22 protein-coding genes and 1 pseudogene are annotated in these 26196 nt (G+C 41.7%); 17 read left to right on the plus strand and 6 right to left on the minus strand.

The window, feature by feature from the left end:
• Positions 1-7 precede the first annotated feature (7 nt).
• Positions 8-325 (minus strand): Asp-tRNA(Asn)/Glu-tRNA(Gln) amidotransferase subunit GatC, encoded by a 318-nt coding sequence (gene gatC / locus WA352_RS03030; RefSeq protein ID WP_004652310.1) that lies wholly within the window; start codon positions 323-325, stop codon positions 8-10.
• Between the two features lie 133 nt (positions 326-458).
• Here gatC and WA352_RS03035 point away from each other — a divergent pair, with 133 nt between their 5' ends.
• The 6 genes from WA352_RS03035 to WA352_RS03060 all read left to right on the plus strand — a co-directional run bounded on the left by WA352_RS03035 (position 459) and on the right by WA352_RS03060 (position 5227).
• The gene (locus tag WA352_RS03035; RefSeq protein WP_004652309.1) at positions 459-1499 is read left to right on the plus strand and encodes a rod shape-determining protein; all 1041 of its coding nucleotides are present in this window, start codon (positions 459-461) and stop codon (positions 1497-1499) included.
• Positions 1500-1516: 17 nt separating this feature from the next.
• On the plus strand, positions 1517-2374 hold the full coding sequence (gene mreC, locus WA352_RS03040; RefSeq protein ID WP_004802987.1) for a rod shape-determining protein MreC: 858 nt from the start codon (positions 1517-1519) through the stop codon (positions 2372-2374).
• Entirely contained in the window at positions 2361-2852 is a 492-nt protein-coding gene (gene mreD / locus WA352_RS03045) for a rod shape-determining protein MreD (protein WP_336141252.1), read from the plus strand. The genes mreC and mreD overlap by 14 nt, the downstream gene beginning before the upstream one ends.
• Entirely contained in the window at positions 2840-3400 is a 561-nt protein-coding gene (locus tag WA352_RS03050; RefSeq protein ID WP_336141254.1) for a Maf-like protein, read from the plus strand. Before mreD ends, WA352_RS03050 begins: the two co-directional genes overlap by 13 nt.
• Positions 3401-3463: 63 nt before the next feature.
• Positions 3464-4918 (plus strand): ribonuclease G, encoded by a 1455-nt coding sequence (gene rng, locus WA352_RS03055; RefSeq protein ID WP_004802994.1) that lies wholly within the window; start codon positions 3464-3466, stop codon positions 4916-4918.
• Positions 4919-5053: 135 nt separating this feature from the next.
• A complete protein-coding gene (locus tag WA352_RS03060) occupies positions 5054-5227 on the plus strand; it encodes a PA1571 family protein (RefSeq protein WP_004775299.1) in 174 nt (57 codons plus the stop codon).
• Between the two features lie 36 nt (positions 5228-5263).
• Here the strand turns inward: WA352_RS03060 and WA352_RS03065 are convergent, their stop codons facing one another.
• Positions 5264-6646: a WS/DGAT/MGAT family O-acyltransferase gene (locus tag WA352_RS03065; RefSeq protein WP_004802995.1), complete on the minus strand. Its 1383-nt coding sequence runs from the start codon at positions 6644-6646 to the stop codon at positions 5264-5266.
• Positions 6647-6832: 186 nt separating this feature from the next.
• Positions 6833-7564 (minus strand): phosphoadenylyl-sulfate reductase, encoded by a 732-nt coding sequence (locus tag WA352_RS03070; RefSeq protein ID WP_005206012.1) that lies wholly within the window; start codon positions 7562-7564, stop codon positions 6833-6835.
• Positions 7565-7737: 173 nt separating this feature from the next.
• Here WA352_RS03070 and thrH point away from each other — a divergent pair, with 173 nt between their 5' ends.
• Entirely contained in the window at positions 7738-8355 is a 618-nt protein-coding gene (gene thrH / locus WA352_RS03075) for a bifunctional phosphoserine phosphatase/homoserine phosphotransferase ThrH (RefSeq protein WP_004652299.1), read from the plus strand.
• Between the two features lie 88 nt (positions 8356-8443).
• Here the strand turns inward: thrH and WA352_RS03080 are convergent, their stop codons facing one another.
• Both WA352_RS03080 and WA352_RS03085 read right to left on the minus strand, forming a co-directional pair.
• Positions 8444-9673 carry an OmpP1/FadL family transporter gene (locus WA352_RS03080; RefSeq protein ID WP_004803000.1) on the minus strand — a complete coding sequence of 410 codons (1230 nt, stop codon included), beginning with the start codon at positions 9671-9673 and terminating at the stop codon, positions 8444-8446.
• A 254-nt stretch (positions 9674-9927) separates the two neighbouring features.
• Positions 9928-11445: an outer membrane protein transport protein gene (locus WA352_RS03085; protein ID WP_336141258.1), complete on the minus strand. Its 1518-nt coding sequence runs from the start codon at positions 11443-11445 to the stop codon at positions 9928-9930.
• Between the two features lie 488 nt (positions 11446-11933).
• On the opposite strand from WA352_RS03085, the gene kdpA reads away from it, so the two are divergent.
• From kdpA to WA352_RS03125, 8 genes are all read left to right on the plus strand, one after another.
• Entirely contained in the window at positions 11934-13631 is a 1698-nt protein-coding gene (gene kdpA / locus WA352_RS03090) for a potassium-transporting ATPase subunit KdpA (RefSeq protein WP_033133620.1), read from the plus strand.
• Between the two features lie 16 nt (positions 13632-13647).
• Positions 13648-15660, plus strand: a complete 2013-nt coding sequence (gene kdpB / locus WA352_RS03095; protein WP_033133619.1) for a potassium-transporting ATPase subunit KdpB — start codon at positions 13648-13650, stop codon at positions 15658-15660.
• Between the two features lie 9 nt (positions 15661-15669).
• Entirely contained in the window at positions 15670-16305 is a 636-nt protein-coding gene (kdpC, locus tag WA352_RS03100; protein WP_033133618.1) for a potassium-transporting ATPase subunit KdpC, read from the plus strand.
• A 12-nt stretch (positions 16306-16317) separates the two neighbouring features.
• Complete coding sequence (locus tag WA352_RS03105; RefSeq protein WP_033133617.1) at positions 16318-18969, plus strand: ATP-binding protein; 2652 nt, start codon at positions 16318-16320, stop codon at positions 18967-18969.
• A gap of 11 nt (positions 18970-18980) precedes the next feature.
• A complete protein-coding gene (locus tag WA352_RS03110) occupies positions 18981-19679 on the plus strand; it encodes a response regulator (protein ID WP_033133616.1) in 699 nt (232 codons plus the stop codon).
• Positions 19680-19825: 146 nt separating this feature from the next.
• Positions 19826-20497, plus strand: coding sequence for a CsgG/HfaB family protein (locus WA352_RS03115; protein WP_033133615.1), 672 nt, complete (start codon positions 19826-19828; stop codon positions 20495-20497).
• A gap of 17 nt (positions 20498-20514) precedes the next feature.
• Positions 20515-20883 carry a DUF4810 domain-containing protein gene (locus WA352_RS03120; RefSeq protein WP_005205995.1) on the plus strand — a complete coding sequence of 123 codons (369 nt, stop codon included), beginning with the start codon at positions 20515-20517 and terminating at the stop codon, positions 20881-20883.
• Positions 20880-21557 carry a DUF799 domain-containing protein gene (locus WA352_RS03125; RefSeq protein WP_005205993.1) on the plus strand — a complete coding sequence of 226 codons (678 nt, stop codon included), beginning with the start codon at positions 20880-20882 and terminating at the stop codon, positions 21555-21557. The genes WA352_RS03120 and WA352_RS03125 overlap by 4 nt, the downstream gene beginning before the upstream one ends.
• A 59-nt stretch (positions 21558-21616) precedes the next feature.
• Here the strand turns inward: WA352_RS03125 and WA352_RS03130 are convergent, their stop codons facing one another.
• The gene (locus tag WA352_RS03130) at positions 21617-23077 is read right to left on the minus strand and encodes a coniferyl aldehyde dehydrogenase (protein ID WP_033133614.1); all 1461 of its coding nucleotides are present in this window, start codon (positions 23075-23077) and stop codon (positions 21617-21619) included.
• A gap of 156 nt (positions 23078-23233) precedes the next feature.
• Here WA352_RS03130 and WA352_RS03135 point away from each other — a divergent pair, with 156 nt between their 5' ends.
• Positions 23234-24280, plus strand: a complete 1047-nt coding sequence (locus WA352_RS03135) for an AraC family transcriptional regulator (protein ID WP_033133613.1) — start codon at positions 23234-23236, stop codon at positions 24278-24280.
• A 481-nt stretch (positions 24281-24761) separates the two neighbouring features.
• Positions 24762-26104, plus strand: a pseudogene (locus WA352_RS03140) (CitMHS family transporter).
• Positions 26105-26196 lie beyond the last annotated feature (92 nt).

Raw genomic sequence — 26196 nt, forward strand, 5'->3', positions numbered from 1 at the left:
ATAAAACTTATTCAATTACGCGAGGTACGAGGTATAAACCTGCTTCTGTAGCAGGTGCGACCGCTTGATATTCATCACGATGGTTGCTTTCAGTCACAACGTCAGCGCGTAAGGGTTGAGGGTTGTCAAATGGGCTCTTTAAAGGCTCAACATCATCGGTATTAATGCCTTTCAAGCTTTCCATCATGCCAAGGATTTTATTTAAACTTTGAGCATATTCAGCAGATTGCGTGTCATTGAGAGATAAACGGGCAAGGTGTGCAATTTGCGAGACCGTTTGCGCATTTAAGTCTGTTGTCTGCTGAGCATCTGATGATGTAGACATAACTTTACCTAATTCAGTATTAAAAAATTTCAAAATATCGTGCGTTATAATAAGCGATTGACTTGTTCAAATCATCACATTTAGTTAAAGTTGCCACCTTGTATTCACACAAAGTTTAATTGAGAACGCCCCCGTGATTCTAAAACGACTAATTGGCTTGTTTTCGCCGGATTTAGCCATTGATTTAGGTACTGCAAATACACTTATTTATGCACCAGGCCGTGGCATTATATTAAATGAACCAACTGTTGTGGCAATTCGCCATAGTGGTTCACAAAAAATTGTTGCCGCTGTAGGTATTGATGCTAAACAAATGTTAGGCCGTACACCAGCGAATATTTCAGCAATTCGTCCGATGAAAGACGGTGTGATTGCTGATTTTGAAGTCACTGAGACCATGTTGAATCAGTTCATTGGCAAAGTGCATGAAAAGCGTTTATTCCCGCCAGCACCGCGTGTCGTGGTCTGTGTGCCGTGTAAATCGACATTGGTTGAGCGTCGTGCGATTCGCGAAGCTGTATTTAATGCAGGTGCGCGTGATGTTCGTTTAATCGAAGAGCCAATGGCTGCTGCGATTGGTGCGGGTATGCCTGTTGAGCAAGCATGTGGTTCTATGGTGGTCGATGTTGGTGGTGGTACCACTGAAATTGCAATCATTTCATTACAGGGTTGTGTCTACGCTGATTCATTACGTATCGGTGGTGATGTATTTGATGAGCAAATCATCAATTATGTGCGTAAAGCACACGGTTGTGTGATCGGGGAAACGACAGCCGAAGTCATTAAAAAAGAAGTGGGTATGGCTGTTGCTGATGGCAAGACCCTCGAGATCGAAGTTCGCGGTCGTAACTTGGCTGAGGGTGTACCTCGCGCGATTACGGTGACTTCTGATGAAATTACGCAGGCCATTTCTGATCCGTTACAAAGCATTGTGAGTGCTGTTAAATCTGCACTAGAGCAAACGCCTCCTGAATTATCTTCGGATATTGCAGAGCGCGGTATTGTGTTGACAGGTGGTGGTGCATTATTGCGTAACCTGGATAAATTGCTTGCGCAAGAAACAGGTTTGCCTGTAATTGTTGCAGATGATCCTTTAACTTGTGTCACTCGTGGTGGCGGTAAAGTATTAGAGTTCTTTGACAATCCAAACCACGACATGCTTTTCGTTGGTTAAATCATAAGGACTAGGCGGTGCAACCGAATCTTTTTTCAAGACAACCGCCATCTTTTCGCTCATTTGTCATTGCGGTGATTACATGTTTGGTGGTGCTTTTCTTTGATTGGCGCATGCCTTATGTAATTCAACCTGCAAGGGATGTCTTGTACGCCGCGTATAATCCAATTTATGCGCTGGCAAGCTATCCTGTACTGTCGCGAGAATGGCTTAACCAACAAACCAAATCTGAAGCGCAATTGCGACGTGAAAACACCGCAATGCAAGCTGAACTGCTACAAGCACAAGTCCGCCTCCAAAAACTTTCAGAACTCTCTGCGGAAAATAACCGTTTAAGAGGGCTTTTGGATACACCGTTAATTATTGATGGACGTATGCAAATTGCGGAAGTGATTGGAACCGATGCTGATCCATTACGCCATATTATTATCATTAACCGTGGTTCAGTGGATCATTTAAGTGCGGGGCAAACTGTTCTAGACGATAAAGGGATTATGGGGCAGATTATTAATGTCTATCCACATAGTGCCCGTATCATGTTGCTGTCTGATAAAGAGCATTCATTGTCTGTGCGTTTAGAGCGTACTGGAATGCGTGCGATTATTTCGGGTACTGGCGATTTGGGTCAACTCAAAATGGAATATGTGCCAACCAGTGCCAATATTCAGGTTGGGGACAAAGTCTTTAGTTCAGGTTTAGGCGAACATTTCCCAGCAGGTTATTTGGTGGGGACTGTGTCTAAAGTCAGTCGTCATACTTCAGGTGAGTTTGCTGAAATTGATGTTACACCAGCAGCTCAACTTGCCAGTGGTCATCATGTTGTGGTGCTCTTCTCTGAATCCTTAGCGCAGGAGCAACCGTATGCCGATCGCTAAGCTCAATTATGAGAAACGCAAAGATCCGCTATGGATGATTATTCTATCCATCGTGATTGGTTCTGTATTGTTGGTTTATCCAATGGCCTATGAGGCCTCGGGTTGGCGACCATCGATCATGCTAATGATTATGCTGTTCTGGATTCTCTATCAGCCTGTTTGGTGTGGTGTCTGGTTTGCTTTTGGCATGGGCCTGTTTGCCGACCTGCTGCTTGATGCACCGTTTGGCTTAAATGCACTCAGTTTTGTTGTGATCAGTTTTGGTATTCGCTATTTAATCCGTGAGCGCCGTATTCTGACGTTTGGGAATTCGTGGGTCATTGCGGTGATTGCGATTGTCGCACATATTACTTTTTTGTGGATTAGCCAGACCATTGCAGGTACACATTTTTCGATTGCGCGCCATTGGCAACCTGTTGTGACAAGTGTACTGGCATGGCCATTGGTTTATTATTGCTTACATAAATGGCGCATATAATTCTCGCATCAAGCTCGCCTCGTCGGCAGGAGCTACTACAGCAGTTGGGTTTGGACTTTGAAATCTATCGTCCAGATGTCGATGAGGCGGTGCATGAGGGTGAGACTGTTGAGCATTATGTTGAACGCTTGGCGCGCGAGAAGGCACAAGTCGTTTTAAATAAATATACTGACGCAATTGTGATTGCGGCAGATACCAGTTTAAGTTTTGCTGGGCAGATCATTGGTAAGCCAGCGTCAAAGCAAAACGCTTTTTCCATCTGGTCGATGCTTTCTGGGCAATGGCATGATGTCTATTCCGGAATTTGTGTCGCAAGTTCTGTTCAGATTTTGAGTCGTGTGGTGAGAACGCAAGTTGAGTTACAGCAACTCAGTCATGCGGAAATGGAAAAATATTGGGCAACGGGCGAACCGATTGGTAAAGCAGGTGCTTATGCGATACAGGGAATTGCAGCACAATATATTCCACAAATTCGAGGCAGTTATAGCAATGTCGTGGGTTTGCCTTTGCATGAGATCGCACAGTTATTAGAAAGCGTTAAAGCCTAAGTATTTCAATACAGGGAACGACACTTTCGGGTATAAGAATTTTTATAAAATTTTGAGTTTGTTATGGCAGAAGAGTTGCTGATTAACGTCACGCCGATGGAATGTCGTGTGGCATTGATTGAAAATGGTACGGTCAATGAATTATTCGTTGAGCGAACTGTAAAACGTGGGTTAGTGGGTAATATCTACAAAGGTAAAGTGGTTCGTGTACTGCCGGGTATGCAAGCAGCCTTTGTCGATATTGGTTTGTCTCGAACCGCTTTTTTGCATATTAACGATATGGTGTGGTCGCGTTCACAACCGACACCAAACGTTTTTGAGCTGTTACACCCGGGGCAGATGCTCACTGTCCAAGTCATGAAAGATATGTTGGGGACCAAAGGTGCTCGTCTAAGTACCGATCTTTCGATTCCATCGCGTTATCTCGTACTCATGCCGTATGGCAATCACATTGGTGTATCGCAGCGGATTGAGTCTGAAGAAGAGCGAGACCGCCTGCGTAGTATCATTGAACATATTCAGGCAGAACATAATTTGCCGGGTAGTGTGATTGTGCGAACTGCGGCAGAAGGTGTCGATGAAGCTGCGATTGCACAAGATATGTGTTATCTCAGCAAACTGTGGGAATTCATTCAGCGCAAACAAAAAGAAGCGGCAACGGCTGAACTGATCTTTGAAGAATTGCCTTTACCGCAACGTATCATCAGAGATTTAGCCAGTGATGAAACGGCGAAGATCTATGTCGATTCACGCGAGATTCATGGCAAGCTCAGTGAGTTTGTCGATGAGTTTGTTCCGACGATTCAAAATCGCTTAATTCATTATCCTGGCGAAAAGCCACTTTTCGATTTGTATAACGTCGAAGAGGATATTCAAAAAGCATTGCAGACCCGTGTCGCACTCAAGTCTGGCGGCTATCTGATGATTGATCAGACAGAAGCGATGACCACGATTGATGTCAATACAGGCTCATATGTGGGTGGACGCAGCTTAGAAGACACAGTATTTAAAACCAATATGGAAGCAACTCAAGTGATCGCAAGACAACTACGTCTGCGTAATTTGGGTGGTATTCTGATTATTGATTTTATCGACATGCAAGAAGCTGAGCATCGTGAAGAAGTGATGCGTCAGTTTGAAAGAATGCTGGAACGCGATCATGCGAAAACTAAAATTACTCAAGTTTCGGAGCTGGGTTTAGTTGAAATGACACGTAAAAGGACTCGTGAATCATTGGAGCATTTGCTTTGTGAATCATGTCCAACCTGCCAAGGGCGGGGCTATGTGAAGACAGCAGAGACAGTATGTTACGAAATATTTCGAGAGATCATGCGTTATGCGCGTGCATTTGATTCCAAGGGTGGCTTTACTGTCGTTGCGCATCCAGCCGTGATAGACCGGCTATTAACAGCAGAAGCCCCAGCTGTCGCGGATTTAGAACATTTTGTGAATCGTGTGATCAAATTCCAAGTGGAAAATCTATATACGCAAGAGCAATACGATATCATTTTGACCTAAAGTTGTAACAAGATTTCGCTTAAGCCTTGTTACAACTGAAATTTTACTTTCTATCACGAATTTTAAATACTAGAACCATAAAATGAGCCATAGGTACTTTTGGGTCCCTTAGCAAATAATATGAGGTATATAACGATGAATGTGAGTGAAAGATTAGTGAACCACGGTTTCAAGCATGTTTTAGACAGCAACCCTGTAAATACATGTTATATGGTAGACAGCCAAGGTAAAGAAGTTCAGATTACTACGGCGATGATTCGTTCAGCCTGCCATCAACTGCTACAACGTTGCCGCACAATCAAAAAATAAGGGGCCACTGAAAGCCCCTTAATTTTTTCTCAATCTTTAATTCGCCACTTTCTGTGGTAAATCTTGAATCGCTTGCTCAAAGCGTTGAATTTCTTCTTCTAAATGGGTCAGTAAATTTTGCATTTTTGGCAAAGCATTACGACATGCAATCAAACCCACTTCCAGTTTATCTAAATAACTGGTCATGGTGATATTCAAAGCCTGTCCATCCATCACAATCGATGCAGGGTAGAGCGCATCTAACTTTGCACCATTCCAATATAAAGGTTCACGCGGACCTGGTACGTTTGAGATGACAAGGTTAAAGGCTTGACGCTTAGGTAACATGCCTGATGCAATATTCAAACCGGCTGGACCATACACAACTGCACTATAATTCAAAATCTCATTGGCAGTCATACGGCTAAAACGCTGTTTCGAGTTCTGTACGCTACGGCGAATAACTTCTAAACGCTCAATTGGGTCTTCAATATGGGTCGCAAGATTGGCCAAAATCATGGTAATACGATTGCTGACATCAGAATCGTCGGTACGCAGTGATGCTGGAACCATCGCAATTAAAGGTTTCTTTGGCAAGCTGTTATGGCTGATCAGGTATTCACGTAAAGCACCTGAACATACCGCTAGAATCACGTCATTGAGCGTTACTCCCAAAGATTTGGCAATACGACGGAAACGACCGAGTTCAAAGGATTGAGCGGCAAAACGACGTGAAGAACTCACGCGTTGGTTCAGAATAGAAGGTGGTGCTTGAAAGGTCGAGACATAATCTGGATTTTTGCCCATCTCTTTAAAAATGGTTTGCGACAGCTCTTGCATGACTTTAGGGGCAACTTCAAGCTGAGATTTAATCCCTTCCATCACACCTTTGATTTTACTCACGGTAGGTGGTTTTGGTGCTTTAAGACGCTTGGTCCGTTTGCCTTCCACACACCACAACGGCACCACATGCTTTTCATTTGGATCTTGAGAGAGTGATTTTTCAATCAGACGCATGCCCGCAACACCATCCACCATGGCATGGTGAATTTTGAAATACATGGCAAAACGGTTGCCTTCAATGCCTTCAATAATGTCGCAGGTCCAAAGAGGCTTGGCGCGATCAATCAAAGAGCTATGCTGCTGTGAAATATAAACCAGTAATTCACGGATACGCCCTGGATTTGGCAGCGCAATATGACGGAAGTGGTGATCCAGATCAAATTCGCTGTCTTCACCCCAGAATAAACCATTCAATTGGTTGTTAAATGGCGGTACAGGAATACTTTTTGATTGGCGAATTTCATTGACGAGATCGTGCACAAACGTGGGTGATGCATTCTCTGGAAGCTCGAATAAAAACAATCCGCCTACATGCATAGGCTGTTGCCTTTTCTCTAGCGAGAGAAAGATAAAATCAATGGGGTGTAGTGGGCGCATAGCAGATCTAGCCTCTCATCGCATTTTTTCTAAGATACTCTCGAAGAGCTCTTATTAGAATTATTGGAACCGTTCTGCGCAGTATATACTGTTTGTTCTGGTTAAAATATGACTTTAGACAGGCGAGTCAGGAAAAATAAAACCACTGACGAATCAGTGGTTTTAATATACCAAATCTGTAATTGATTATTTTTTTAGGTTGCCTGCGTGCAAACCACATTCTTTATGCGTGGCCTCTTCCCACCACCAACGACCTTCGCGTTCATGTTGATTTGGTAGCACCGCACGTGTACATGGTTCGCAACCAATTGAAGTAAAACCGCGTTCGTGCAATGGGTTATATGGAATTTCCATCATGCGGATATAACTCCATACATCGGCACTGCTCCAATTTGCAAGCGGGTTATATTTGATCAATTGCTTGCCTTCACCAGAAAAACCAGCATCAGCTTGAACCACAGGTACCTCGCTACGGGTTGGACTTTGATCCTTGCGTTGGCCAGTAATCCATCCATCTAATGTTGCCAGTTTCTTGCGTAGAGGTTGTACTTTACGGATTCCACAACATTCCTGATGTCCATCTTCAAAAAAGCTAAACAAGCCTTTTTCAGTCACGAATTGCTGAACTGCAGCAGACTCAGGGAAGCAAATTTCAATATCGATCTTATAGTGCTTACGAACAGTTTCAATGAATTGGTAAGTCTCTGCATGTAAACGTCCCGTATCCAAACTAAAAACACGGAAGGGCTTGCCAAGACGAGAAGCAATATCAATTAAAACAACATCTTCTGCGCCTGAAAATGAAATTGCGATTTCACCTTGCTGGCTTAACGCAAGTGCTAAAATTTCTCGTGGCGATTTATCTGCATATTCAGCAGCGAGCGCATCTACAAGGTCAATAGTCGGAATAACAGTCATGGATGTTCCTGGCGATAGGCTTGGGCACAATTGTAAATCAATGGAAGCAAAGTAGTGTGCTTGTCATTGATTTTAATCTTGCAGAATAAAATGATTTTATTCAACAACAGCGCAAAAATTGAATAATCTTAGTGCTATGATACAGCAATTTTTAACCAACATTGGAAGCATTCATGGAAATCGTATGCCTAGATCTTGAAGGGGTGTTAGTTCCAGAAATCTGGATTAACTTTGCAAAAAAAACAGGGATTAAAGAACTCGAAGCAACTACACGTGACATTCCAGATTACGATGTACTGATGACACAACGTTTGAATATCTTAAAACAACATGGCTTGGGATTGAATGATATTCAAGCTGTGATTGCAGATATGGGGCCATTTGAAGGCGCGAAAGAATTTGTTGAATGGGTACGTACTCATTTCCAATTGATTATTTTATCTGATACTTTTTATGAGTTTGCGCATCCACTTATGAAGCAATTGGGATGGCCAACGATTTTCTGTCATAAGCTTGAAACTGATGAAAATGGCATGATCACCGCGTATAAATTACGTCAACCTGATCAAAAGCGTCAGGCGGTAAAAGCATTGCATGGTTTGAACTTCCGTGTCATTGCAGCAGGTGATTCTTATAACGATACCACGATGCTGGGGGAAGCTGATCATGGTTTCTTATTTGATGCACCAGCCAATGTGATTGCAGAATTTCCACAGTTCCCACCATTGCATGGTTATGAGGCATTAAAACAGGCGATTCGTTCTGTATCACAACGTGATATTCCAGAGTAATTAATCCTCCCCAGCCCTCCTTTAGAAAAGGAGGGGGCTTTTTCACCTTGCGCCACTTCAGTCGTGGCTCAGGATGAGGGGAGATTTCTTAGAATTTATAACCAATCTTTAAACCATAAGCGATGGCATCATTATTTTCAAATTCAGCCACATAACCAGGTGTGTTGAATTGTGAACCTGATTGAGCTTTGGCATCGCCGAGCCAGAAATATTTCACGCCACCCGCAATAAAGGTTGCAGGCGTAGGACTATATTGAACACCGATACCGACATTCCAATAACCTTCAGTTGGACCCAGTGTGGTCACAGGGTTACCTGCACCAGAATCCCAACCCACAGATACATTTCCTGCCCATTGATCATTCAGTTTACGACCAACGCCTGCGGTAATTGAGTATTGATCTTCGGTATATGCAACCAGATCAAAACCGTCTTTTTTACCTGTTGAAGCAACGATTGGAGGTAATGTTGAAGCAGCACCAAATTTATATGGACGAATGGCAAAATCTTTCCAGTTCACCCAGCGTAAATTCGCAAACGCAACTGTGTTTTCCATAATCCCTGTTTGGAAATCAAGGTTAACCGATTGAGGGGTGGTGATTTCAGTTGTGCCTGTTGAATGATTGATTTTATTTAAAATCGCATCAAAACCAGCATTACCAGTCATACCTGCAATGCCATGTGTTTCATAAGCATTCATTTCATGCTTGATTTTGGCACGATAGGTCAAAGAGGTTTTGAGTGCGATTTCAGGAATTTGATAAGCAACCCCTGCTAACCAACCGACTGCTTCATCACGGCCTGTTTTAAAATCATAACCACTATAGGCACTATAGCTCTGACCACGTAATAACACGGTGCTGTCTAAAGTTTGATAAACCGCACCCGCATAAAGGTTCCAGTTTTGTGTTGGTTGATAACCGAATAACAAGTTTAAGTTTTCAGTATCGACCGTAACGGATGTACCACCTTTAAAAGGCAAAGGACGGCTTTCGATAAAGTTACTTTTGCCTGTATATTCTGCATCAGCACCATAAGGCTGGTCATAGATCAAACCAATCGAGAATTTATCCGTTGCTTGAATTTTTAGGGCAGCATTTGGAGAGTAATAATGATTCGCCATATTCCCTGTATTGTTTTGAGATGTGTCCTTACCTGATACATTGGGATCAAGAACAGTAAGACCTGCTTCAAAATAGTTATTTGGCTGTAAAAATGCTGCAATTGATTGACCTGAGCGATCCAGTGCTGCGGCAAATGTTGTCGTTGTTGGAACTAAGCTAAGTAGAAGAGCCGTTTGAATAGCATTCAGCTTCATTAATATGTTCTCTCAAATCACTTTGTAACAGAATGGCGCGAAAAGTATCATAATTTTTATGCGCTTAAATATTTTACAAATGTCAATAAATGAACTGATAAAGTCACGAAAAATGCTTGAGCATTCATGTTTTCTATTGATGCATCTAAACGTACAAGAGGGTGTGTGTTTATTGATCTATTAATTTGATTTTATTGATTAAAACATAATAAAAAAGGTCATCCTAAGATGACCTTCTCTTTTCTAAAAATTGATTAGAATTTATAACCAATTTTTAAGCCATATGCGAGTGCATTGTTGTCTTCAAACTTCGCAACGTAATCATTGCTACCTGCTTGAGCACCAGTTTGTGCCTTAGCATCACCTAACCAGAAGTATTTTACACCACCAGCGATGAATGTAGCAGGGGTTGGGCTATATTGAACACCAACACCAACGTTCCAGTAGCCTTCTGTTGGGCCTAAAGTTGTTACAGGGTTACCTGCGCCAGAATCCCAACCCACAGAAACGTTACCAGCCCACTGTTCACTCAGTTTACGACCAACACCAGCGTTTACAGACCATTGGTCATCCGAATATTCAACTAGGTTAAAACCATTTGCTTTACCTGGTACTAGGCCTGCACCACCTAATACTTTAGATAACTCGCCAAATTTATATGGTTGAATAGAGAAGTCTTTCCAGTTCACCCAACGAACGTTTGCAAATGCAACAGTGTTCGCCATGATACCAGTCTGGAAATCTAAGTTAACAGATTGAGGAGTCGTAATTTTTGTTTTCTTATCAGCATTTAATCCTGCAAGTTTAGTTGGATCAACACCTAAACCTGTAAGTACGTTTGTTAAACCAGGAAAAGCTAATAAAGATAAATCTTCTTTGATGTTCACATCGTGATCGATTTCTGAACGGTAAGTTAAAGAAGCTTTTAACGCAATTTCAGGAATTTGGTATGCAGCGCCTGCTAACCAACCCACACCAGTTGTTTCTTTAATATTTGCATCATAACCATTGTAAACGCTGTAAGCTTCACCACGAAGGCTAACATTACCTTTTACAGTTTGAAGCACTGGACCCGCATAGAAATTCAGGTTTTTATTTGGTTGGAATCCAAAAACCATAGAAAGGTTTTGAGTGTCAACTTCAACTTGTGTGCTATTTGAACCTGTGCTTGAGCCAAGGTAGCCTTTTGCTGCATTTAACGCTGCTTGAGTTTGTTGTAGTTTTTGAAGACCAGCACCTACGGCAGCATTACCACCTAGTGCAACTCGTTGTAATGCACCTAAAATTTCTTGTTGAGTAGGATTTGCTGGGTCTTTTGCAACTTGTTGAAGAGCTGGTCCGAATGAAGAACCAGCAGCTTGAACTAACTGACCAACAGATTTGGTTGATAAATCGTTTAGAGATTTTTGATTTAAAACACCGTCAGTTGGGCTAGAAACGAATACATTGTTACCAGTATATTTTGCATCAGCACCAAATGGTTGATCATAAATAAGACCAAAAGAAATGTTGTCAGTCAGTTGCAGTTTTAATGCTGCGCTAGGGAAATAATAATCATCACCTATATCGCCAATTTTACGAGTAGTTGCTGAGGTACCAGCTTCCTGACCTTTAACTGTTGGGTCTAGAACCGAAAGACCAGCTTCAAAATAGTTACCCGGCTGTAAAAATGCAGACATAGATTGACCTGAACGGTCTAACGCTGCTGCAAAAACTCCAGTTGCAGGTAGCGTTGCTAAGATCATGGCAGTGCTAAGATGTTTTAATTTCATTGTAATCTTTCCTTGAACTTCAAGATTCTTAAGTGTTAAGAAGCTATGATCTGACAACAAAAAAGTTATCTATCGTGATTGGCTATAACTTCATGTAACAAAAATACCATAATTAAAATAAGAGTAAATGTTCTAAATGAACTAAGCAGTACGCTGGATTAGATGAAAATGGATAAAAATAAATCTTAAAAAATTTATATACATATGTGTTTTTATTTGTAAAATAATGATAAATATAAATTATTATTTTAAAATAGTAATCGTTCTTTTTTGCATTTTTCCCAAAAAAGTTTTTTATTTGGTCAAAGATTTTTTGTAAAAAATGAGATTTATTTCTCCATATTTTCTTTTTAGGTAAAAATTTCAGCGCATTAGAACATCGTTGAATAATTTTACGCAGAATTTACGTCTACTGGTTTTTTCAATATAGAGAATTTACGTCCTTCATTTCCATACTAACGCTAACCTATTTTTAAATGGCATATGCTATGTGGGAATTTATCTCTGTATTTGTCCTTTCATTACTGCTGGCTTATCCGCTCGGTGCTTATCTTGCAGATGTGATGCAAGCAAAGCCAATGAAAAGTGACGCGTTGTTTAAATGGATTGAACAACCCATTTATGCTGTGTTGGGTGTTAAGCGTAGTGGAATGAATTGGCGGCAATATTTAACGGCATTTGTGCTCAGTAATATTTTACTGCTCGCTGCAAGTGTCACTATTTTAATGACTCAAGCATGGTTACCACTCAACCCTGATCATATTCCAAATATGAATTGGGATCTGGCTTTACATACCAGCATTTCATTTCTGACCAATACCAACCAACAACACTATTCAGGACAGGCTCAACTGTCTTATCTATCGCAAATGACAGTCATTGTTGGATTGCAATATTTATCGCCAATTATTGGGCTGGCTTTGTTGGTGGCAATGTTGCGAGCTTTATTTTTGCAATCAGGTCGAGAAGAAGGCTCGGATAAAAAAAATTGGAATACGATTAATTTAGGTAATTACTGGATGGATATCGTCCGACCATTATTTAGATTCTTTATTCCATTAGGTCTTATTTTTTCTTTGCTACTCACTTTTCAAGGCGTGCCTGCAACACTATCTGCCGGTCCAACCGCACAGGTCTTGGATCAAAGCACAGAAGTAAAAAACCAACATATTCCATTGGGTCCTGTTGCGCCGATGGTGGCGATTAAACAATTGGGGAGCAATGGTGGTGGCTGGTATGGTCCAAATAGTAGTGTGCCTTTAGAAAATCCAACGCCGTTATCCAATGTGATCGAGATGATCGCGATCTTACTGATTCCGTTGTCGGCAGTATTTATGGTCGGGCGCTTTATTCAACGCAAGAAATTGATGTGGATGATTTTTGGCAGCATGTTGCTGATGTCGTTGGCTTCAACCTCATTAACGTTGTGGACTGAAAAATCATCTTTAAGTGTTAATGCCGCGTTTATGGAAGGGAAAGAGCTTCGTTTCGGTGCGGATGCATCTGCATTATGGGGAAGTTTGACCACGCAAGTGAATAACGGTTCGGTCAATATGATGCATGATTCTGCCTCACCACTGACAGGATTGATTGAGCTGTGCAATATGTTGATTAATGCCATTTGGGGCGGGATTGGTTGTGGCTTATTGCAGTTCTTTATTTACCTGTTTCTTGCTGTCTTTATCGCGGGCTTGATGACGGGGCGTACTCCTGAGTTATTTGGCCGAAAAATTGAAGTGACTGAAATTAAGTTGTTAGCACTGGTGATTCTATTACAGCCGGTGGTGATTCTTGGCTTAACAGCCATCGCCATTGCATTTCCATCGATTACAGGGAATTCAAATCCAGCATTTCACGGCATCAGCCAAGTGTTTTATGAGTATGTCTCTGCTTATGCCAACAATGGTTCTGGTTTTGAAGGTTTAGGCGATAACACTCTGTGGTGGAATCTGAGTGCCAGTGTCGCGTTATTGGCAGGTCGTTACAGCGTACTGATCATCCCTGTGTTGATTGCAGTCAGTTTGGCTACCAAAGCTCAAGCAACAGAAAGCAAAGGTTCTTTACATATTGAGTCACCGACATTTGCACTGACCTTAATCGGGATCGTGTTAATTCTCACCTTATTGCAATTCATGCCAGTGTTGGTGATTGGGCCAATTGCTGACTACTTGTCTATAAAAGTTTAAGTGTGGAGCAAGCACAATGAAACATTCAAATGCGACACAACAAATGGATATTTTGAATAAAGAAATTATTCAACAAACCTTTCATAAGCTGTTACCACAGTATGCTTTTAAAAATCCAGTGATGGCCTGTGTCTGGGTGGGAACAATCTTAACCATTATTGCAACCTTGATGGGTAGTGCCAGTTTAGGTTTTGGTTTGGTACTGAGCTTGATTCTATTGGTGACGGTCTTATTCGCCAATTATGCAGAAGCGGTTGCAGAAGCCAAAGGTCGCGGACAAGCCGCATCATTGCGTCAGGCCCGTGAAAACTTAACTGCAAATCGTATCCTCGATTTAAATGCGGTACCGAATACCATTTCTGCCAATCTACTTAAAAAAGATGATCTTGTCGTTGTTAAAGCAGGTGAGATAGTCCCTGCGGATGGTGAGATTATTCAAGGCTTTGCCACCATCAATGAATCAGCCGTTACTGGTGAATCTGCACCTGTACTCCGTGAAGCTCATACCGATCGTTCAGGCGTGATTGGCGGTACCAAGGTCTTGTCCGATGAAATTATTATTCGGGTCAGTAATGAAGCTGGTCATAGCTTCTTAGACCGTATGATTGCTTTGGTTGAAGGTGCCAACCGCCAAAAAACACCCAATGAGATCGCACTGAGTATTTTGCTCAATATCATGACCATTACCTTTATTGTGGTGGTGGCGACATTACCATTCATTGGTTCCATGGTTGGGATCAAAATCAGTATGGTTTTGTTGATTGCACTGTTGGTATGTTTGATTCCAACCACGATTGGGGGCTTGTTGCCTGCAATTGGGATTGCTGGGATGAACCGTGCTTTAAAAGCCAATGTCTTAGCCAAATCAGGTAAAGCAGTTGAAGTTGCGGGTGATATTGATGTGTTGCTGTTGGATAAGACCGGCACGATTACCTATGGCGACCGCCAAGCGACTGCTTTTTATCCATTGGCGGGCGTGAGCCCAAGTGAATTGCGCCAAGCAGCCATGCTAACTTCTTTTGCTGATCCAACTCCTGAAGGTAAATCCGTGGTGAGTTTAGGTAAAGAAATGGGAGAGAGCATTCGTGAGCCTCAAGATGCCGAATTCATTCAGTTTAGTGCCTCGACACGTTTATCTGGGGTGGACTTAGTCACGGGGCAAAAGATTCGTAAAGGTGCCGTGGACGCGATTCTTAAATTTACCAACCAAGAAATCAAGGATAACGTTGAGCTTAAGACTCGTGTCGAACAAGTGGCATCAAAAGGTGCAACCCCGCTTGTGGTGGCTTCGAATCACAGCATTTTAGGGGTGATTGAGCTCTCGGATGTAATCAAGTCTGGGATTAAAGAACGTTTTGCACTGTTACGTGAGATGGGTATTAAAACCATTATGGTTACAGGAGACAATCCGTTGACTGCAGCAGCGATTGCCGCAGAAGCGGGTGTGGATGATTATATTGCAGAGGCCAAACCTGAAGATAAATTGGCTTGCATCCGTAAAGAACAAGCCGCAGGTAAACTGGTGGCAATGGTGGGTGACGGTACTAATGATGCACCTGCATTGGCTCAGGCTGATATTGGCTTAGCCATGAATTCAGGTACTCAAGCCGCAAAAGAAGCAGGCAATATGGTGGACTTGGACTCCGACCCAACCAAACTGTTGGATGTGGTGGAAATTGGGAAACAGCAATTGATTACCCGTGGCGCCTTAACCACCTTTTCTCTGGCAAATGATGTCTCCAAATACTTTGTGATCTTACCTGCACTGTTTGCAGTAGCAATTCCACAACTTGGGGTATTGAATATTCTGCAACTCAGTAGTCCAAGCAGTGCAGTAATTTCGGCCTTGATTTTTAATGCACTGATTATTCCGATGTTGATCCCATTGGCATTGAGAGGGGTGCAATTTAAACCCGCCAGTGCATTGCAATTGTTACGCCGTAATATGCTGATTTACGGTGTAGGTGGCGTGATCTTTCCGTTTATTGCGATCAAGTTGATTGACCTTATTGTGTCATTGTGGATTTAGGAGTGAGAGATGAATACTTTATTGAATCATGAGCAATTGAATAAACAGGACCTACCATTATCCAATTCAGTGCATGCAATTTTACGTCCAAGTCTTGGTTTGATTGTGGTCGGATTTGTGATCGCTGGGGTCTTATATTCTACTGCGAGTGTATCGATTGCTCAGTTGATTTTTCCGAAGCAGGCCAATGGCAGCTTAATCGAACTTGATGGCAGAATTGTTGGTTCAAGTTTGGTGGGGCAAAATTTTGTTGGTGAACAATATTTCCATGGCCGCCCTAGTGCGGTAAGTTACAATGTTGATGGGATGGCAGGCAGTAATTTGGCGGTTTCTAATCCTGACTTACAAAAACAAATGAAGGAAAGAGCCGTGCAATTTGCTCACAATAATCACATTTCAGAACAGCAGGTACCGAACGATATGGTTACGGCATCAGGCAGTGGGATTGATCCTGATATTTCACCTGAGAGTGCATTATTACAAGTGAAACGAGTGGTACAACAACGCCATTTAGCAGAGCAGCAATTGCGAGATTTAGTGCAACAACAGATTCAGCCTGCACAGCTTAGTTTATATGGGCAAGCACGAGTCAATGTACTGCAGTTGAATCTAGCCTTAGACCAATTGTCATCTACACCTCGTTAGTAGAGTCCACTTATGCAGATCGACCGTAATCACAAAGCAGATGCATGGCTGGCACATAGCCAGCGTGAACAGTCTGGACGTTTGACCATTTTCTTGGGTGCAGCACCGGGGGTTGGTAAAACCTATGCCATGCTGACTCGAGCACATGAATTGATGCAGCAAGGGCAACATGTGGTGGTTGGGATCGTAGAAACTCACGGTCGATCTGATACCGAGCGTTTGATTCAGGGGCTTAATGTTATTCCTAGAAAGACGTTGGAATATCAAGGGCGAATGTTGGAAGAGATGGATCTTGATCAAATCCTCAAATTAAAGCCTGAAATTGTGCTGGTGGATGAACTCGCACATCGTAATGTTCCGAATAGCCGGCATGAATATCGCTGGCAAGATGTCAATGAATTACTGGATGCAGGCATTGATGTTTATAGCACTTTAAACATTCAGCATCTAGAAAGTCTGAATGATGTGGTTTATCAAATTACAGGGATTCGGGTCAATGAAACTGTTCCTGATGCGTTGCTAAAACGATTAAAAGACATTCGCTTAGTGGATCTACCTGTTCCAGAACTATTAGAACGCATGAATCATGGCAAAATTTATTTAGCCGATGTTGCACCACATGCACTGCAAGGTTTTTTTAAGCCCGCACATTTAACTGCTTTACGTGATTTAGCGATTCAAACCGTTGCAGGGCAAGTTGAAATTGATTATCGGGAGAAGTTTGTTGCACAAGGGCAGATTATCCCGATTCAAAATCATGTGATGTTGGCGATTGATGGATCAGAATTTTCTGAAGATCTGGTACGGCGGGCACATCGCATTGCAGAAAGACGCAATGCAATCTGGAGTGTGATTTCGATTCAAAAGAGCCAGAAAACCACAACACAGACATTAGCCGTGACCAAAGCATTCAATTTGGCACGTAAGCTGGGGGCTGATACTTATTTGTTACATAGTAATCATATTGCATCGACCATTTTACAAGCAGCTTATGATTATGGTGCGTCCAATATTTTACTCGGGAAAAGTCCTAAAAAGTCACTCTGGCAGCGTCTATTTTCAGACCATATTGCTGATCAACTTTTAGAAAAACAGCATCCATTTGAGATCACTTTTGTTCAACCCTTAAAAGTTAAAAACAATAATGAGGCTAAGCCACAGACAGACAGGATTTATGCTTTTTGGTTAGAACAAGGCTTGGCATTTAACCCACGAGAGATGATCGAAAGTATTTTGATTGTTCTATTGGGATTGATTGCGGCAACTGTGAGTGATCATTTTATTGGTTATAGTGAACTGGCTTTAATCTTTGTGGTCACCGTGCTTATCGTGGCGATGCGAGCAAGGATGTTTATCACCATTATCAGCGTCCTGATTTGCTTCTTGCTGTATAACTATTTCTTTATTGAACCACGATTTACGCTTCGAATTAGTGCTGAGCGTGGGGTGATGACCATCATCATTTTTATCATTTCGGCATTGTTAGTAGGGCGTTTAGCCAATCAATTACGTGCTCAGGTACTGAGTTTACGTGCAGCAAATTCAGTTTCTTTGCAGCTACAAGAATTGGAGCGGAAACTATCGAGCTGCGTCGATATTGAACAAGTCTTAAATGTCGCTAAGCAGCATTTAGAAAGTTCTTTAAATGCAGCCGTTTGGCTTCGGATCGGAACACAAGAGTTAGGTGATCACTCTTTATTTAATGAAAAAGATCAGATTGCAGCAAATTGGACCCAAAAAAATGCTAAATCTTGTGGACGTTTTACCAATACATTAACGCAATCCGAATGGTGGTTTAATCCACTTAATCTGGTCGGTGGATTTGGGGTGATTGCGATCCGCTTTCATCAAAATGCAGAAAACATTAATTTTGAACAACAACGCCTTGCAGAATTGATGATTGATGATATTGCTCAAACCGCTTCTCGTGTACAGTTGTCCTTACAGTTGGAAAATTCCCGTGTGGTGGCTGAAACTGAAAAGTTACGTTCAGCTCTACTTTCATCTGTTTCGCATGACCTACGCTCACCATTGGCAGCAATGATCGGTTCTGCTGATAGTCTGAAATACTATGGCGAGCAAATGTCCGAGGAGGACCGACACGAATTGTTAGATACCATTCATGTAGAAGGTGAGCGTCTGGATCGTTATATTCAAAACTTACTGGATATGACCCGACTCGGCCATCAAGGTTTGAGTCTCAGTCGAGACTGGATTGGGGTGGATGAGCTGATTGGCTCTGCGACGCAACGGCTGAAGCGTTATCAACCCAAGGTCAATATTGATGTCACAATGACAGATGACTTGCCGCAATTGCATGTGCATCCTGCTCTGATTGAGCAGGCTATTTTTAATGTGCTGGAAAATGCAGCCAAGTTTTCACCAGATGATATCCCGATTGAAGTACATATTCAGCAGGATGACGGTTATCTTCAAATTGATATTATCGACCAAGGTGTTGGCATTCCTGAAGAGGAGAGAGAGCAAATCTTTGATATGTTCTATACCATGCAACGTGGTGATCGGGGCAAAACAGGAACGGGCTTAGGCCTCGCCATTGTCCAAGCCATTATCGGTGCACATATGGGCAGTATTGAAGCTTTGGCTGGCACATATGGTCAGGGCAGCTTAATTAGAATACGATTACCACTGCATCAGGATTAAAATTATCATCTATGCCACAAACATTAAATTCTCAAGCATCAATTCTGATTATTGATGATGAGCCACAAATTCGGAAGTTTTTGGATATTGCCTTACGTGCACAGGGCTATCAGGTGCATGTGGCTGAAAATGGTATGAAAGGGCTGGAGACTTTGGCGACGCGTGGTGCTGATTTGTTGATTCTGGATCTGGGTCTGCCGGATATGGATGGACAGGCGGTATTGCTTGAGTTGCGACAATGGTCAGATATTCCTGTGATTGTCTTGTCGGCCCGCCCAGATGAAAATCAAAAAATTAAACTGTTAGATGCAGGCGCGAATGACTATGTTACCAAGCCGTTTAGTATTCAAGAACTCTGTGCGCGTATTCGGGTGATGTTCCGCAATAAGCCACAACAGGCAGAACACAATCTGATGTTTAATGATGGACAGCTCTGGGTTGACGTGGCTGAACATGCAGCCAAACTGGCAGGCGAGGACATTACTTTAACCAAAAAAGAATTTCAGTTGCTGACTTTATTGATTCGTCATCAGGGTAAGATTGTCACACAAAAACAAATCATGACCGAGCTATGGGGCATTACTCATGAAGAGGATACCCATTATCTTCGTATCTTGGTGAAAAAGCTTAGAACCAAAATCGGTGATTCTGCTGTGACGCCCAAGTATATTTTTACTATTGCGGGTGTAGGGTTACGTTTTTGCGAATAATCTGGATTAAGTTGAGCTAATTGGTTGGATTATAAAATTATTTATGATGATTTAAAGGTGGAGCTTGAATTGTAAAATGTTAGATAGTTCACAGTTTTTAAGCTATAATTTTCACGTTTTTTAATCTTTATTTTGATCGAGCGACAATGAAAAAATTATTAGCGGTTACAGTATTCAGTGCTTTCGGCTTAATGGCCTGCTCAACAACAGAAACATCCAAATCAATTCAAAGTCCTCAAGTGACAGCAGCAGTACAACAGATTAAATATAACGGGGTAAAAGTACCTGTTTCGATTGGTAAGTTTGATAACCGTTCAAGTTATATGAGAGGTATCTTCTCTGATAATGTTGACCGTCTTGGTGGGCAGGCGAAAACTATTTTAGAAACGCATTTACAGCAAACGGGTTATTTCTCGGTTCTAAATCGTGATAATTTGTCTGAACTTAAACAAGAAGTGGGATTTAGCAACAGCACTCAAAGCATTAAAGGTGCACGTTATGTGATCACTGGTGATGTGTCTGAATTTGGTCGCAAAGAAGTGGGTGATCAGCAATTATTTGGGATTTTAGGGCGCGGTAAACAGCAAATTGCTTATGCCAAAGTGAACTTGAATATTGTGGATGTAAAAACCTCAGAGATTGTACATTCAGTACAAGGCGCGGGTGAGTATGCATTGAGTGCGCGTGAAGTACTCGGTTTTGGTTCTACAGCCTCTTATGACTCAACCTTGAATGGTAAGGTGCTTGACTTAGCGGTACGCGAAGCGGTCAACAATTTGGTGACTGATATTCAAAATAATCGTTGGACTGCGCAATAAGGCTGGACCGCTGTAAAATGAAAAAAATTCTGTTCAGCAGTCTGATGACGATCGGCTTGGTTGGCTGCGCTGCGGGGCCTCAACCTTTATATAGTTGGGGCTCTTATACACAACAGACCTATCTGATGTATAGCCAGCCAGAAAAAGCCACACCCAGTGCACAAATCATTAAGTTAGAAGCGGAAATTGAAAAAGCCAAAGCGAAAAATTTGGCTGTTCCACCAGGCTTATATGCACATCTAGGATGGCTATCTTTACAAGTGAATAATGCGCAAAAAGCAGTTGAATATTTTCAATTGGAACGACAAGTTTATCCTGAATCTACGGTATTGATGGATCGGTTGTTGCAGAAGATGGGTGCCAATGGGGGAATTGCAAAGCCATGATCAAGGCATTTTTAGTTTCAAACCTTGTGCTTGCAGGCTTACTGGTTACAGGCTGTGCTTCATCTCCAGCGGTAAATAAGGATATGACGGTGTATAAACAGCATATGCCGAAATCTATTTTGGTATTACCGCCCGTTAACGATTCTCCTGATGTAAAGGCAACTTATAGCTATTGGCCGACAGTCGTTATGCCTGTTGCTGAAGCGGGTTACTATGTCTTTCCAATTTCTGTTGTGGATTCGATGTTTAAAGAGAATGGCGTGACCAATGGTCATGACGCGCAAAGCATTTCAACACAGAAATTGAAGGAAATCTTTGGTGCTGATGCGGCTTTGTATATTCGAATTAAAGAATATGGTTCTCAGTATCAAGTCATTCAAAGTGTTGCAACGGTGAGTGTGGAAGCAAAACTGGTCGATTTAAACACCAATGAGACGCTTTGGTCGGGTGAAAAGAAAGCCGTGCAATCGAGCAATAGTGGCAACAATGACTTACTCACAGCACTGGTCGGGGCATTGGTTGAACAAATTGCGGGGAGCTTAAATGATCGTGCTTATCCCTTGGCAACGATTGTAAATACCCAACTCTTTACCCCGACGCAGCATAACCCTGGTTTGGGTTTGCTTTACGGACCTCGTTCACCGAAATACCAACAAGATGGCGTAGTGAAGTAATTCATGTTTCATTTGCAGAATAAAAAAGCCTCTTGATGAGGCTTTTTTATTATCGAATCTTATTTAATATTTGGATCACCTTGTTTCAAGAAGAAACGTAAGGCGAGTTTCTGTACCCAAGTACCATAAGGTGGATAGAACAGTTGGGTTGGGAAGAAGCGATGACGTGCAAAAACAGTTTTTGCATGGGAAAGCTCACGGAAACCTTCTTCGCCATGATATGTGCCCATGCCCGAGTTTCCGATTCCCCCAAAAGGTGCATCATGATTGACCACATGCCAGCCCCAATCATTTAAGGTTACACCGCCTGAATGAGTCTGCTTTAAGACATAATCACGTTCATTAGCATCGTGGGTAAAGAGGTATAAGGCTAATGGTCGTTCACTCGCTTGAATATAATCAATTGCATCATCCACTGTACCGTAAGCAACCACAGGCAAAACTGGGCCAAATAACTCTTCTTTAAGAATCCGCATCTCTGGGGTGCAATTGAGGACGATATGCACTGGCATACGACGCGCATCTTTGTCACGATCATATTCACCACAGGCAATGATTTGAGCGCCTTTGGCTTTGGCATCATCTAAGATATCGAGTAAACGTTTTAGATGACGATCATTCACAATCGAAGTGTAGTTTGTATTTTGGCTAATATTATTGCCATACATCGTAGTGAAATTTGCTTGGCATTCTGCAACGAATTGATCCACTTTTTCTTTTGGCACCAGTGCATAGTCGGGCGCAACGCAGATCTGACCACAGTTGGTCGCTTTACCATGTAAAACGCGTTTCGCTGCATCAGCAAGCGGATAGTTGCGGCTGACTAATGCTGGGGATTTACCACCAAGTTCTAAGGTGACTGGGGTTAAATTATCTGCTGCCGCACGCATGACCACCCGACCAATTGCTGGTGAACCTGTAAATACAATATGGTTGAAGGGCAGCGAGGTGAATTGTGCTGGATCAAGGATCTCTTCACCAAAAACAGCTACTTCATCTTCACTGAAAATTTCAGCCAGCATCCGTTTAACTACAGCATTGGTTACTGGAGTCACTTCAGGTAACTTGATCATCACCCGATTGCCTGCTGCAATTGCGGCAATTAAGGGTCCCAAGGCTAAATAAACAGGGAAGTTCCATGGAACAATAACACCCACTACACCTTTAGGCTGGTATTGCACACGTAGGCGATTCGATAAAAATAGCAGTTCAGTGCTACGTTTACTTGGTCGCATCCAACGGCGGACATGACGAATGGCATGTTCTGCTTCAAGCACTGAACCGAGTAAATCAAGCAGTTTTGATTCATCCACTGAGCGTGAACTAAAGTCGGTATTAATTGCAGTCGCAATCACATCTTGATAACGAATAATTTGTTTTTTTATTTGCAATAATTTGGTACGTCGAGCATCGAGATCTGGGTAGGGCTTGGCATCAAAAGCAGCACGCTGTTGCTTAAACACCGAATACATATGTTCGGTTGCAGGATCACTGAATTGTTGTGAAGTTGAAAGTGTCATTGTTGCTCCTTTCATGCTTATTAGTAGAATAGACTTTATGATTGATGAGATTTGTAGTCGATGTTAAATTGAGACAACAAAAGGTAATTTAGTGCCATTATGCATCATCACTCAAGGGATGAGGTGAAAAAATGCGTAAAACAGGATGTGAGCCCGATGCTGATTGAAGCGCGTTATGATCAAAATCAATTGGCTCAAGGTACGCCGATTTTAGGTCTAACCAGTCTGCTGGAAGCCATGCAACAGCAAGGTTATCGTTTGGATGAGGTTTTAGCGGGCATAGGCATTTCTCAAGATGCGCTGAATAGTGCAGCTTCTCATATTTCCCCCTATCAAAAATTACAGCTTTTTCAAACCATTCAGCGTTTATCTAAAGATCCGCTGATTGGCATGCGGGCTGGGCAAAAACAGCGACTATCGGACTTTGGCGTTTATGGTTATGCGCTGTCTTCCTCTCGTAATTTCCAACAGGCTGTAGAGTTTGGTATTCGTCATATCAAACTCGCGGCACCTGTACTCAAGAAAAGCTTTTCGATTCAAAAGCAAGTTGCCATTTTTGAAGGTCATGAAATTATTGCGCTGGGTCAATTATTGCCTTTGGTGTGTGAGTTTTGGTTTAGTTCAATGCAAACCCTGATTGAATGTGTATTAGAGGCACCATTTCAGGCCAAAAAACTGTTACTGCCTTATTCTGCGCCTGACTATGCAGATGAATATGAAAAAGTCTTTCGCTGTCCTGTGGAATTCGATGCAGAGGTAATGCAATGGCATTTTGATCTTGATTGGCTCGATAAACCTTGTCCGAATGCCAATCCGATTACTGCAGATATGTGTCAATCCTTTTGCGAAAGGATGTTGGGGAGCGATGATGATGAACAAGAACCCGATTTAGTCCGAACGATCCGTCTGATCTTATTAGATGCAGTGGGCAGCTTTCCGAGCGCACAAGAGATTGCTGATCAATTGCATTTATCCAAGCGAACTTTATACCGCCGTTTGTCAGATGCTGAAGTCAGTTATCAAGAGATTTTAGACAGCACCAGAAGGCGACTTGCAGATGAATATTTGGCAACAAGTTTGAGCATTGATGAAATCGCAGAACGCTTAGGATTTTCTGATACCTCAAATTTTAGAAAAGCCTATCGTAATTGGGTGGGGGTTTCACCAAATGAATATCGAGCCGATAAAAATAAGATAATTTAGTTTAAAAAATAGGTTTTATTCTCAAAATATGAATTTTTTAATTTAATTTTAATATCACGCGATAATAATGATGATTGTAATTGTTGGAATGTTCATAAATAGCTATTTATTTTAAATACGATAGAAGTTTTATAAATGAATGATATTTGTTTTAATTATCATTTAATTAAATATGTTATTTTTTAATCAAAAAATGCACCATAATATTGCATTAAGTTTTTAAATATATAGCATTTTGATTAGTTATTCTTCATGGTTTTTGATCGATTGATCTATATTTTTTAATAAAAACATATTAATAATTAGAGTCTTATATTTAAAAGTATATTTGTATACTTTTAAGGTATTTTTCATGTGAATGGCTATGTTCACTATATAATTAAATTAAATGAATTAGCTAAAGTTAAATCGCATAGAATCTGTGCTGGATTAGGGTAGGTCTACCCATTAAAAAAATTTATTATGCTAAGGATTGCATTCAATGCTGACTTTTTTAGGTATCAGCATGATCATGTGCTTTATGTATTTGATCATGTCAAAACGTCTCAGTGCATTAGTTGCATTAATTTTAATCCCATTCATATTCGCTATTATCGCTTGGGGCTTAGGTTTTTATTTTGACAGCTTAAGTCATATTCAATTGGCCGAACTTGGCAATACCATGTTAGAGGGTATTAAAAAGCTCGCACCAACAGGCGTTATGCTTCTTTTCGCTATTTTATATTTTGCCTTAATGATTGATTCTGGGTTATTTGACCCTTCGGTAAGATGGATTTTAAAGAAAGTAAAAGGCGATCCATTAAAAATCACTTTGGGTACAGTTTTTCTCACATTATTGGTCTCTTTAGATGGCGATGGTTCAACCACATATATGATTTGTGTGGCAGCAATGATGCCGCTTTATAAACGAGTCGGTATGAATCCACTGATCATGACTTGCTTGATGTTGCTTTGTAGTGGTGTGATGAATTTGACGCCATGGGGTGGACCAACAGCACGTGCTGCGAGTGCACTTCAAGTCGATGCCAGTGAAGTCTTCATTCCAATGATCCCATCAATGATTGTGGCGGCTGCTTGGTTATTCTTCTTGGCTTATATGTATGGCATGTATGAACGCAAACGTTTAGGCGTGATTGAACTTGTAGACATCAGCCATGCAGATGATATTTCGATTTCAAAAGATCCAGAAGCTCAACGTCCACATTTACGTTGGTTTAACGGTATTTTAACCTTAGTCTTGATGGCATCTTTGGTAAAAGGGATTTTACCAATGTCGATCTTATTTATGCTGGGTTTCTGTATTGCATTGGTGGTGAACTATCCGTGTGTCAACATGCAGAAAAAGCGTATCGCCATGCATGCAGACAGTGTCTTAGCGGTAGTGGGGGTAATCTTTGCTGCGGGTGTTTTTACAGGGATTTTATCGGGCACAGGTATGGTTGAGGCCATGTCTAAAGGTTTCGTTGCGGTGATTCCACCGAGCATGGGACCTTATTTGGCACCGATTACGGGCGTATTACATTAAGTATGCCTTTAACCTTCTTTATGTCAAATGACGCCTTTTATTTTGGTGTCCTACCGATTTTGGCAGAAGCAGCATCACACTATGGCATTGCACCGGTTGAAATCGCACGTGCGTCGATTATTGGACAACCGATTCATTTATTATCGCCATTGGTTCCTTCAACCTACTTACTCTGTGGTTTGGCTGCGGTAGAAATGGGGGATCATCAGAAATTCACGTTGAAATGGGCATTTATTACTTGCTGCGTGTTGATGGGCAGTGCCTTAATATTTGGTGTATTTCCATTTTATAATATGTAAATCAAATTGTTATAATGCTTTTATATTCATGAGAATATAAAAGCATACTTATTTACGCATTCCCACTTAATTCTAAATTTTGCTTGAAACAC

The sequence above is a fragment of the Acinetobacter sp. 102 genome, assembly GCF_037028485.1.
In the GTDB taxonomy this organism is placed as follows: domain Bacteria; phylum Pseudomonadota; class Gammaproteobacteria; order Pseudomonadales; family Moraxellaceae; genus Acinetobacter; species Acinetobacter higginsii.